Below are 11,848 nucleotides of genomic sequence, written 5' to 3'. Positions count from 1 at the left end.
GATCAGGCCCTCACTGGCCGTTGTGCTGGACGATGGGGAGTGCGTCCGGTTGTTCGTCGATCTGCACCTGGTCACCGGCCTTGACGTGCTGCAGGCCTTCGACCACGACGCGTTCGCCCGGCTTGAGGCCGTCGTTGACGATCCAGCGGTCGCCCTGGGCGCTGCCCAGTTGCACCTGGCGCTCGCTGATACGGTCCTGTTGGTCGACCACCAGCACCTTGGGAACGCCGGCGCTGTCACGCAGGATCGCCCGTTGCGGCACGCTGATGCCCTGGGGTTGCACGGCCTGGTCCAGGCGCACGCGCACGTAGCTGCCGGGCAACAGGTCGAGGTCGGGGTTGGGGAACTCGCTGCGCAGGGTGATCTGGTTGGTGCTTGGGTCCACGCTGAGGTCAGAGAACAGCAGCTTGCCGGGCAGCGGGTAGGCGCTGCCATCGTCCTGGATCAAGGTGGCCTTGACCTGGCCCTGGCCGACCTGTTGCAGCTCGCCGGCCCGCAGCGCGCGGCGCAGGGTGTTGAGCTCGCGAGTCGATTGGGTGACGTCGGCGTGGATCGGGTTCAGCTGCTGGATGGTCGCCAGTGGCGTGGTCTCGTTCTGGCCGACCAGTGCGCCTTCGGTCACCAGCGCCCGGCCAATGCGCCCGGAGATCGGCGCGGTGACGGTGGCGTAGCCGAGGTTGAGGCGGGCGCGCTCGAGGGCGGCCTTGGCTTCGGCCACCGCGGCGTCGGCCTGCAGGAAGCTGGCGCGGGCATTGTCGTACTCCTGGCGGCTGACCGCTTTGTCGTCGACCAGCTGGCGATAGCGCTGCTCTTGCAGGCGGGCCTGGTACACCGTGGCTTCGGCCTTGGCCAGGGTGGCGCGGGCGCTGTCGAGGTCGGCCTTGAACGGCGCCGGGTCGATCAGGAACAGCACATCGCCCTGCTTGACGTCGCTGCCTTCGCGGTACACCCGCTTGAGCACCACCCCGGCGACCCGGGCGCGGACCTCGGCGGTGCGCGGGGCGAGGATGCGCCCGCTGAGTTCGCTGCTGATGGCCAGCGCCTGCAACTGCAGGGTTTCGACCCGCACCTGCGACACAGGCGCCTGGTCTTCCTGCTCGGCGGCGTCATCGCAACCGGCAAGCGAGAGGGTTAACAGCGCCAATAGCGCCAAGGGGCGCAGGCGCGAAGTGCTCAGAATGGACATACGGATCTTCCAGGGTTGATCGGGCCTATGCTAAGGCAAGCGTTCGCGGGGGCGCTGTTAAGCTCTGTAGGGGGTATGTGAAAAAGTGTGAAGCAGCGGCGGCACCCGGCGCAGGATTCGATATCCTGCCTCCCTTCACTCCTTCGTCAAAGCCCTTTATGCCGAACCTTCTCCTGGTCGAGGACGACAGCGCACTGTCCGAGCTGATCGCCAGTTACCTGCAACGCAACGACTTCCATGTCCGGGTGATCGCCCGTGGCGACCATGTGCTGGATGCGTTCCGCCAGCTCAAGCCGGACTTGGTGATCCTCGACCTGATGCTGCCGGGCCTCGACGGCTTGCAGGTGTGCCGCCTGCTGCGCCAGGAGTCGCAGAGCCTGCCGATCCTCATGCTGACCGCCCGCGACGACAGCCACGACCAGGTGCTGGGCCTGGAGATGGGCGCCGACGATTACGTGACAAAACCCTGCGAGCCCCGCGTGCTGCTGGCCCGGGTGCGCACCCTGCTGCGCCGCAGCAGCATCCACGAACCACGCCTGGACAGCGAGCAGATCCTCATCGGTGGCCTGCACATCGACCTGGCCGAGCGCACGGTCAGCTGGCGTGGCGAAGAAGTGGAGCTGTCCAGCGGCGAGTACAACCTGCTGGTGGTGCTGGCGCGCAACGCCGGCGAGGTGCTCAGCCGCGACCGCATCCTGCAGCAGCTGCGCGGTATCGAGTTCAACGGCACCGACCGATCGGTGGACGTGGCCATCTCCAAGCTGCGCCGCAAGTTCGACGACAGCGCTGGCGAAGCGCGCAAGATCAAGACCGTGTGGGGCAAGGGCTACCTGTTCAGCCGCGTCGAGTGGGAGTGCTGATACGCCATGCTGAAGATCCTGGTGCGCCTGTACCTGGTGATCATCGTCGCCTATGCCGGCGCCTTGCTGCTGATCCCCGATGCCATCGTCGGCGCCTTCCACGGGCGCTTCATGGCTTACAACCTGGACCAGACCAAGGGCGTGCAGTCGTTGATCGTGCGTCAGTTCCAGCAGGCGCCGCGCGAGCTGTGGCCCGCGGTGGAGCAGGAGCTGGCCAAGGCCTTTGCGCCATTGGAGGTGCAGCTGCTGACGATGGACCAGGCCGACCTCGACCAGGAAGAGCGGGGCCGCCTGGAGCACGGCCAGCACGCGGTGCGGATCGCCGACTGGGGTTACTACGAAACGGTGCTGGCCCCCTTGGACAAGCAGTGGCTGGTGCGCCTGCACTCACCGCCCGACCCGCTGGACATCAACGTGCTGTCGTGGGGCGTGACGGTGCTGATCGGCGCCGCCATGCTCGGTTGCCTGCTGCTGTGGGTATGGCCGCACTGGCGCGACCTGGAGCGGCTGAAGGAGACCGCGAGGCGCCTGGGCCAGGGTGACCTGGCCGAGCGCACGCACATCCCGCCGCGTTCGAACATCGGCGAGCTGGCCGGGGTGTTCGATACCATGGCCGGCGACCTGGAGCGCCACCTCAACCAGCAGCGCGAGCTGCTCAATGCCGTGTCCCATGAGTTGCGCACACCGCTGACGCGGCTGGATTTCGGCCTGGTGCTGCTGTACGACGAAGTGCCGCCGGCCAGCCGCAAGCGCCTGCTGGAACTGGTCGGCCATGTGCGCGAGCTGGATGAACTGGTGCTTGAGCTGCTGTCCTACAGCCGCCTGGAGAATGCCAATCAGGCCCGCGAGCGGGTCGAGGTGTCGCTGCTGGAGCTGGTCGACAGCGTGCTCGGCAGTTTTGCCGAAGAGCTCGATGGCCGGGGTATCCAGTGGGAAGTGCGCAGCGAGGGCGACTTGCCGCGCTTCGTGCTCGACCCCAGGCTGACCGCCCGCGCGGTACAGAACCTGGTGCGCAATGCCATGCGCTACTGCGACGAGAGCCTGCTGCTGCGCCTGCGCCTGGAGGACGACGGCGCCTGCCTGCTGACGGTGGAGGATGACGGCATTGGCATCCCGGTGGAGGAGCGCGAGCGGATCTTCCAACCGTTCTACCGCCTGGACCGTAGCCGTGATCGCAATACCGGCGGGTTCGGGCTGGGGCTGGCGATCAGCCGGCGAGCCATCGAGGGGCAGGGCGGGACCTTGACCGTGGCGCAGTCGGCGCTGGGTGGGGCGCAGTTCAGGATTCGATTGCCGGCGGGGTGATGGGTTACCCGGTCCGGCCCTATCGCTGGTACAGGTTGTCATTGCCCTGCCAAGGGCGCGCTCCACAATACGAACCGATCCTTGCCGCTGTGCTTGGCCGCGTACAACGCCTGGTCCGCGCGGATCAGCGCCATGGTCAGGGTGTCGCCACTGGCCACCGCGGTCAGGCCGATGCTGATGGTCACCGGGTACTCGGCGCTGTCTTCGCGCACCCGGCGGCACAGGGCGACCACCTGCTGCTCGGCGGCCTGCTGGTCCAGCCCCTGGAAGAAGATGGCGAATTCCTCGCCGCCCAGGCGGGCGAACTCGAAGGCACCCATCGAGGCGCGGATATGCCTGGCCACGCGTTTGAGCACCTCGTCGCCGATGTCATGGCCGTACTGGTCGTTGACCTTCTTGAAGTTGTCGATGTCGATCATCGCCAGGTACTGCCCGGGGCCGGCCATTTGCAGCTGGCGTTCGGCCTTGGCCATGAACGAGCGGCGGTTGGGGATTTCGGTGAGCACATCCACATAGGCCTGGTCGAGCAGCACCTTGGACAGGTAGAAGTTGTGCAGCTTGGCCTGGCGGATGCGCAGGTAGCTATAGATCACCAGGCCGCTGAGGCATACCGCGTAGCTCAGCAGCATGGCGCCTTCGAGCTCCAGGACCTGGATGTGGGTATGGTAGAAGGGGTTGAGTATCAGCCAGGTGATGGCCATGGCGGTGAAGAACGACCAGCGCCGTATCGGCAGGATCGACACGGTATAGAGCACGGTAGCCACCACCAGGATCAGCCAGACCGGACGCAGGGCGATGGGGATGCCGTCGATCACCAGGCGCATGCCCAAGGTGAGCACGCCGAGAAACAGCAGGTGCAGCACGTCGAAATGGCGGCTCCGGCGGGTGAAGCCGAGCACCACGGTGAGGCTGCACAGCACGGCGATGAAGGCGCCGGAAATCCAGGTGAAGCCCTGGCCGCCGAGGTAGCTGATGATCAGGTCGAAGACCAGCCAGATGGCGATACCGACGCAGAAGATCAGCAGGCAGAAGCGGTGCATGGCCTCGTATTCGTGCTGGCGGAACTCGGCGCGCAGAGCGGCCGGGGCGACCTGTTGGCGGATGTGGGCTTCGAGGGTTTTGTACATGTTCAGGGTTGCCAGCAGTTGATGTGTTGTTGTCTCGGGCCTCTCGCGGGGCAAGCCCGCTCCCACGCTGATGGACTGCACCAAGAAGCTGGGCTGGCGCAATTCTTCAGCGTGGGAGCGGGCTTGCCCCGCGAAGACACTCATTGCAAATGGCATGGTTCAATCTTGCGACAGCACGCCTTTTGCCCACGGCCTGTAACGCAAGGCAAACACCGCTTCGGCATGGCATCCCCCGGTCAGCATGGGCTGCGCGGGCTCGGCGCGAAACGGCTGCCCCGGTGCACTGACCTGGCGGAAGGCCTCGCGCACGATACCTACCCGACAGGGCAGGGCCTGTTCGTAGCTTTGGCGCACCAGTGACGGCAAGCGCCCGGTGCCGGCGCCATCCTGCCACCACACGCTCAGTCCAAGCCCGGCGAGCTCCTCCAGCCAGGCGCCGTTGACCCCTGGCGACAACTGCCCGGCACTGAACGTGCTTATGTGCAGCGGCTTGTCCAGTTGCCGGTTGAATGCCTGCAGCTGAGCATGCAGCGCCGCGCGGCGCTCGGCATCGCGAAAGTGCAGGTCGTCCAGCTCCAGCGGCAGGTACCAGCCTTCCACAGGCAGCGCCCAGTCATTGCGCAGCTTCTGGTATTGGCTGAGCGAACGGCCGAGCTGGGCCTTGAAGTAGTTGTTCAGGCCCTCGTTGTCGAGCTCTTCCAGGCGCTGGTAGTAGGCCGGGTCCATGTACAGGCCCAGCACCAGTTGCAGGCCCTGGGCCCGGGCTTCACGCAGGCTGTTGGCGAGCCAGCCGTCGGCGCCGCCGAAGTCGCTGTCGCCATAGGCGCTCCATTGCACGATCAGGGTCTTGCCGCCTTGGGCCACGGTGGCGTGCCATAGCTGCTGCCATTGGCCTGGCGTGACCGTGGCATCGCGGTTGAGCGGCTGGTAGAACAGGCGCTGGTCGGCCTGCGCGGGCAGGCACAGGGCAAGCAGGCAGGCCAGTAGCAGCGTACGCATCAGAAGTTCATCTCCACACCCAGCAGCACACCGTTGGCCCGCTCATAGAGGTTGCCCCCCAGCGATTGCTGGTACTCGGCACGGACCTTGAGGGAGCCTGGATAGGCGTTGTAGCGGTCGTCGTCGAACCACCATTGCCAGCGCACGCCCACGCCCGTGCGGGCATCCTGGCGCCAGTCGTTGCTCGGGTCCTGGCTGGAAAACTCGAGGAAGCCGTAAGGCATGATGGTCTGCGGCGAGTCACCGCGCAGCTTCCAGGCATGCCCTTGCTGGAAGCGCGACAGCCAGGCGTGGTCGCCTGCGCGGGTCCACCAGGCGGCGTCGAGGTACAGGAAGCGCTCGTCCCAGTCGTCCTCATCGATACGCCAGTCGTTGCGGTAGCGGCCCTGGTCGAGGAACGAGGCAGTGGCACGCAGCAGCAGGTCGTTGCTTGACTCGGCGTGGTGGCGCAGGTCGCCCCAGTTGCCGCCGACCTTGGCCGGGCTGAGCAGCTCGCCCAGGCTCAGGCCGTTGTAGTGGTCGCTGTCGATCTGGCGCTGGTGATAGAGCTCGGCGTACAGGTTGAGGTTGGCCTGGCCGATGGGTTTGTAGCGCAGGCCCACGCCGGTGCCCATGCTTTGCGCGTAGTCGGTGCGGCTCTGGCCGCCGAACAGCACCCGGCCGTATACCGACAGGGTGCTGCCGTTGCGGCTGGGCTCTTCGCCCAGGGCGTGGTCCCACATGGCCAACTGCACGTTCTGCGACTGGGCGCGACGCGAACTGCCGCTGCGCTGGCCGTTGTCGAGGAACTTGTCGTTGGTCGAGGTGCCGGCGGGCGACCAGGTACTTGCCAGGGTGATGCTGTCGCGCCGTGACAGGGTTTCGTGGGCGCGGCGCTGGCGGTACTTGCGCGCCTCCAGGCTGCCGTACTCGTCGTCGCCGTCGACCAGGTTCTGCTCGACGTCCAGCACCCGACGCAGTTCGCGGCGGGCCGAGGCGCTGTCCTCGGCTTCGTCGTAGCGCAGGGCCAGGGTTTCGCCCAGGCGGTAGTCCTCGGGGAAATCGCGGGTGGCGCGTTCCAGGTAGGGGATCGCCTGGCGGCGTTGCTGTTTGTCCGCGGAACCGGCCAGGCGCATGCCGTAGTCGGCGCGGTAGCGCGGTTGGTCCGGGGCCAGGCGTACGGCTTCAGCCAGCCAGGCGGTGCTCTGGGCGCTGTCGCCGGCCTGCTGGGCAGTGTTGGCGGCGGCGTAGTAGTGGTCGGCGCGGGGCGCGTGGCGCAGGGCTTCGCGTTGGAACGCCAGCGCTTGCGCGGTATCTCCCTGGCGCTGGGCGATGGCAGCACCCAGTGCCCAGTCGTCGGAGCTGTTGTGCGCTGCGGCGTCCCAATGGCGGCGTGCGGCGTTGGCGTCGCCGGCATTCAAGGCGCTGCGGGCGGCGGTGAGGCGGGCGTTGTCGGTCCAGGCACTGGCCGGCAGGCTGTTCCAGATCGCCAGGGCCGCCTGGGAATCCCCCGAGGCCTCCAGGGCGTAGGCCAGGGGCAGCCGGCTGCTGGTGTCGCCCAGGCGCTCGGCGGCCTGGTAGTAGACCACCGCTTCACCGGGCCGGTCGGGCATGGCACAGCGGCCCAGGGCGCGGTACTGGCCGGCCTCGCTGGGGTTGGCCGGGATCGCCCGGCGCACGGCATCGCACTGGCCGTTCTCGGCCAGGCGGCCGAGCAGTTGCCCGCGTGTGGCGGCATCCACCCGTGGCACCAGGGCAAGCATGCGTTGGCTGTTCAGCGGGCCGTCGTTGCGGGCGTAGAGGTTGCCCAGGCGTTGCAACAGTGCAGGTGTGAGGCGGCCCTGGCGGCGGTCGTAGGCCTGCTCGAGCAGTTGCCGGGCGCGCTCTACCTGGCCTTGTTCCAGCCACATGAAACTGGCTTGTTCCAGCGCGGCAAGGTCGCCGGTCTGGCGGTAACGCTGCTCCCATTGCGCAGGCGTGTGTGGTTGCGGTGGGCGAGGCGGGTCGCCATACAAGCGCTGTTTGAGGATGGCGTAAGCACGTTCATCGCCATTGGCCTGGCATTGGCCCAGCTGCTCGCGGGCCAGCGCCGGGTCCTTGCGCGACAGCCAATCGACGGTTTCCAGGCAGGGGCGCTGCAACTGGTTGCTCAGGCTGCGTACCAGTGCGGCGTCGTTGCCTGCGCGGGCCAGCTCCCACAATTGCTGACGCTGTTCGGGCTGCTGCAATTGTTCGGCGGGCAGGCTCTGCAACCAGCGCTGGGCTTGCTGGTTATGGCCCATGGCGATAGCTCGTTCGGCCATGGCCAGGCGTGCCTGGGTGGCAGCCTGGGGTGATGGGGCGCTGGCCAGCAGTTTGGTCAGGCCCTGTTCGTCGACCTGCTGGATGTAGGCATTGGCCAGCCGCTGCCAGTCTGCCGGTGGCAGTTGGCCCTTGGCGGCCAAGGGTTGCAACTGTTCGATGGTTTCCCCCCAGTTGCGCAACTGTTCGGCGAACGTGCCCCGGGCCAGGCGCAGCACTGCGCCGTCGTCCCGTGGCGGCAACTGGTTGAGCCAGTCCAGGGCGCGGCGTGCGCCACCGAACTTGGCCAGGCTCAGGCTGTAGGCCTGCCACAGGCGGATGCGCTGGTTGGCGTCGCTGCTGGCCAGCCAGCCCTCCACCTGGCTGGCGGGCGGCGGGTCCTGCTCGATCCAGGTCAGGCGCAGCTCCAGCAGGGCGTTGGCATGTTCGGGGTTGTCGTCGAGGTCATCGGCGATGGCCTCGGCTTCCTTGTAGCGGCGCTGGTGGGCGAGGGCCTCGGCCAGCAGGGCGCGGGCCTCGTTGTTGTTGGGCACGCGTTTGAGCACGTGGCGGGTAAGCCGCTCGACCTCGGCCCAGTTGTCCCGTTGCGCTTCACGGTAGCCACGCTCCATGAACGGGTAGCTGGTGAAGCGCTGGAAGTCGCTCATGGGTGCCGTGGGTGCGGCCAGGGCAGAGGTGCACAGCAACAGGCTGGCCACACTCAGGGAAAAACGCGGCGTCATGCCACCTCCCGGGTCAGTTCATAGGCGGCCTGCTGTTCGCTGGCCTGTTCGTCGAGCGCCTGCTGCAACACCGCCTCGGTGATGATCCCGCGTTCGATCAGGTGCTCGCCAAGGCTCTGCCGTTCGGGGTCGAAGTCGATCAGTGCCTGGTTGAACAGGGTGGTTGGGACCATGCCACGTACTTGCAGCAGGGTGCCGAGCATGACCTGGTGGGTGCAGACCTTCTCGATCAGCTCGGCATCGTCCTGGTGGCGCTCCAGCACCTTGAGCATCTGGCGGGTCTCAGGCTGCTGCCAGGGGCTCGGGTAGTGGTAGCGCAGGCCGAGCGTGACCCGGCCCTGGGGAGCCAGACGGGCCCGCACCGGGCGCTTGAGCTGGCGGCTGATGACCCCCAGCGAAACCTGGCTGACCGGGCTTTCGCTGGCCAGCACCAGGGTGTCGCCGTCTTCCTCTACCGGTAACACGCCGTAGTGGGTGGCGAGCTTGCGCGGCAGCTTGTCGATCAGTTGCCGGTCGATCTTGAAGGGGTTGAGGGGCGCCCACGGCAGGTCGAGCTGCTCGGCCAGGGTCTGAACCAACTGTTCGCTGGTGAGCCAGCCGCGCAACAACAGTTCGCGGCCCAGGCGTCGGCGCACCGGGCTGGTGATCGCCTGCTCCAGTTGCTGCTCGGTGATCAGGCCCTTTTCCATCAGGCGATGCCCCAGCGGCGTGCGTGCCGGGGTGGCGAGGGCAGGGAACTCATGGGTGGTCTTGTCCCAGGCCACGCGCCGTGAGTCGCCCATCTCCATGACCTGGCGCAGGGCGCGCAGGTTGGCGAAGAAGTTGACGAAGTTGCTCCACATCATCCGAGGTGCCGACAGCAACCCCTCGAAGATGCCGTAGTAGCGGGTGACGAACCAGAACCGCTGGAACAGCCGGTTGACCAGCAGCAGGCCGTTGAGCCAAAGCAGCAGGCTGAGCAGCTTGCTGTCGCTGAGGATCGACATGAAACGCCACGACTCCGGCGCAATCACCGTGACCAGCCACATGGCCAGCAGCACCAGCAGCAACAGGTTGACCAAAAAACTCAGCAGGTAGGCGAACAGGCCGCGGCGATCGCGCCAGAGGAAGTAGTTGAGCGCGCCGGTGCGGCTCCAGCCGAGGTTGCTGGTGCCCTGGAACACGATGCCGACGATCCACCGCGACTTCTGCCGAATGGCATGCTGCCAGTCGCGGGGAAAGTGCTCGCGCACGCAGATCACCTGGGCGAATGCGCGGCTCATGCCGGGGCGCCACTCCTGCTTGAGGGCCAGGGCCGGGTCGGTGATGGAGTAGCGGGCGAAGATGCATTTCATGCCCTTTTGCTTGAGCCGGAAACCGATGTCGTAGTCCTCGGTCAGCGATTGCACGTCGAAGGCGATGCCGTCGCCGTCTTCGAGCAGGGCGCTGATCGCCCGGCGGCTGAAGCAGGTGCCCACGCCGGCGCTGGGTACCTGGCCGGTGAGCGCCTCGCGCACGATCACGTCCTTGCCGTGGTTCTCGGCGAACTCGTCGACATAGTGCCCGGCGGTGAAGCCTTTCCATTCCGGGGCATAGGGGTACACCGGGATCTGGATCATGTCCTTGTTCGGCAGCAGGTAGTTGAACAGGCGCAGTTCCATGGGCGAGATGACGTCTTCGGCGTCATGCAGGATGAAGCCGGCGAACTCGATGCGCGCGTCCTGCTGGAAGCGCAGGATGGCGTCGATGATGTTGTTCAGACAGTCGGCCTTGCTGGTGGGGCCGGGGCGGGCGCATACCACCTTGTGCACGTTGGGGTAGTGCAGGCACACGGCATCGACGTCGGCCTGGGTTTGCGGATCGTTGGGGTAGGTGCCGACGAAGATCTGGTAGTTCTCGTAGTCGATGGTCGAAGCCGCCAGGCGGGCCATCTCGCCGACCACGCCGACTTCGTTCCAGGCCGGGACCATGATCGCCAGGGGTTTTTCCGGCATCTCGAACAGGCGTTTTTCGTCGGCCTTGTCGTGCTTGTCGTAGATGCGAAAGCGCCGGATCAGCGTGCGGCCCCAGTAGCACAGGTCGATGAACAGGTCGTCCAGGCCCAGCAGGAACATCAGCGTGGCCAGGATGATGGCAACGATCTTCAGGCCGAACAGCACGTAGGTAAGGAAGTCGACGAAGGCCAGGCTCATGCGTTGTCCCGTGCGGCATGTTGTTCGGCGAACCAGCGGCTCAGGCGCTCGGCAATACGCTCGCTGGCATGGCCGTCACCGAACGGGGTGTAGACCCGGGCCATGCGCGCGTAGGCGTCGGGGTCGTCGAGCAGTTGGCTGGTTTCGTGGACGATGCGTTCGGTCAGGGTGCCGACCAGCTTGACCGTGCCGCCCTTGAGCACGGCGGGGCGCTCGGTGACCTTGCGCAGTACCAGCACCGGCTTGCCCAGGGCGGGGGCTTCTTCCTGCACACCGCCGGAGTCGGTGAGGATCAGGTGGGCACGGTTCATCAGCCAGACGAAGTGCGGATAGTCCTGGGGGGCGACCAGGTGGATGTTATCGCGGCCGGACAGCACGCTGTACACGGCATGCTGCACCTGCGGATTGAGGTGCACCGGGTACAGGAACTGGACGTCCGGGTAGCGCAGGGCGAGCTCGGCCAGGGCCAGGCAGATACGCTCGAAACCGCTGCCGAAGTTTTCTCGACGATGGCCGGTGATCAGCACCATGCGCTGGTCATCGCGCAGCACGTTCAGCGGCGATTCGGCGGCCGGGCGCCAGTTTTCTTTCTGCAACTTGTCGCGCATCCACAGCAAGGCGTCGATCACCGTGTTGCCGGTGACCTCGATGTGCTCCGGGGGCACGCCTTCACGGATCAGGTTGGCGTCGGAGTCGCGGGTGGGGGTGAAGTGCAGGTCGGCGAGCACCCCGGTCAGGCGCCGGTTGGCTTCCTCGGGCCAGGGTTGCTGCAGGTTGCCGGTGCGCAGGCCGGCCTCGACGTGGCCGATGGGGATGTGCCGGTGGAAGGCGGCCAGGGAGGCGATGAAACTGGTGGTGGTGTCGCCATGCACCAGCACGATGTCGGGCCTGGTCTGCTCATAGGCCCTGTCGAGTTTGTCCAGCAGGTCGCGGGCCAGGCCGTTGAGGGTCTGGTTCTGGGTCATCACCTTGAGGTCCTGGTCGACCCGCAGGCCGAAGGCGGTGAGCACTTGCTCGAGCATCTCGCGGTGCTGGCCGGTGGAGCAGATATGCAGGTCGACTTCGGGCCAGTTGCGCAGCACCCGGGCCAGTGGGGCCATCTTGATTGCTTCAGGGCGGGTACCGAATACCATCATGACGGTGTAGGCCATGGTCTAACTCCTCGTTCGATTCCCTGGACGAAGTTGTAGGACAAAGC

8 protein-coding genes are annotated in these 11,848 nt (G+C 66.5%); 2 read left to right on the top strand and 6 right to left on the bottom strand.

The window, feature by feature from the left end:
- Positions 1–10: 10 nt before the first annotated feature.
- On the bottom strand, positions 11–1,186 hold the full coding sequence (locus ABE459_RS04200; protein ID WP_323830987.1) for an efflux RND transporter periplasmic adaptor subunit: 1,176 nt from the start codon (positions 1,184–1,186) through the stop codon (positions 11–13).
- Between the two features lie 158 nt (positions 1,187–1,344).
- Here ABE459_RS04200 and ABE459_RS04195 point away from each other — a divergent pair, with 158 nt between their 5' ends.
- A complete protein-coding gene (locus ABE459_RS04195) occupies positions 1,345–2,046 on the top strand; it encodes a response regulator transcription factor (RefSeq protein WP_125464189.1) in 702 nt (233 codons plus the stop codon).
- A 6-nt stretch (positions 2,047–2,052) separates the two neighbouring features.
- A complete protein-coding gene (locus tag ABE459_RS04190; protein ID WP_125464188.1) occupies positions 2,053–3,351 on the top strand; it encodes an ATP-binding protein in 1,299 nt (432 codons plus the stop codon).
- 38 nt (positions 3,352–3,389) lie between these two features.
- Here the strand turns inward: ABE459_RS04190 and ABE459_RS04185 are convergent, their stop codons facing one another.
- From ABE459_RS04185 to wecB, 5 genes are all read right to left on the bottom strand, one after another.
- Positions 3,390–4,478 carry a GGDEF domain-containing protein gene (locus ABE459_RS04185; protein WP_125464187.1) on the bottom strand — a complete coding sequence of 363 codons (1,089 nt, stop codon included), beginning with the start codon at positions 4,476–4,478 and terminating at the stop codon, positions 3,390–3,392.
- Between the two features lie 159 nt (positions 4,479–4,637).
- Positions 4,638–5,477, bottom strand: a complete 840-nt coding sequence (locus ABE459_RS04180) for a DUF4434 family protein (protein WP_323830988.1) — start codon at positions 5,475–5,477, stop codon at positions 4,638–4,640.
- On the bottom strand, positions 5,477–8,479 hold the full coding sequence (locus tag ABE459_RS04175) for a phage receptor (RefSeq protein ID WP_323830989.1): 3,003 nt from the start codon (positions 8,477–8,479) through the stop codon (positions 5,477–5,479). The genes ABE459_RS04180 and ABE459_RS04175 overlap by 1 nt, the downstream gene beginning before the upstream one ends.
- On the bottom strand, positions 8,476–10,650 hold the full coding sequence (nrfB, locus tag ABE459_RS04170; RefSeq protein WP_323830990.1) for a cyclic di-3',5'-guanylate-activated glycosyltransferase NrfB: 2,175 nt from the start codon (positions 10,648–10,650) through the stop codon (positions 8,476–8,478). The genes ABE459_RS04175 and nrfB overlap by 4 nt, the downstream gene beginning before the upstream one ends.
- The gene (gene wecB, locus ABE459_RS04165) at positions 10,647–11,801 is read right to left on the bottom strand and encodes a UDP-N-acetylglucosamine 2-epimerase (non-hydrolyzing) (protein WP_323830991.1); all 1,155 of its coding nucleotides are present in this window, start codon (positions 11,799–11,801) and stop codon (positions 10,647–10,649) included. The genes nrfB and wecB overlap by 4 nt, the downstream gene beginning before the upstream one ends.
- Positions 11,802–11,848 lie beyond the last annotated feature (47 nt).

Source organism: Pseudomonas sp. TWI923 (genome assembly GCF_039673365.1).
In the GTDB taxonomy this organism is placed as follows: domain Bacteria; phylum Pseudomonadota; class Gammaproteobacteria; order Pseudomonadales; family Pseudomonadaceae; genus Aquipseudomonas; species Aquipseudomonas sichuanensis.
This window is presented reverse-complemented; position numbering and strand designations above follow the sequence as displayed.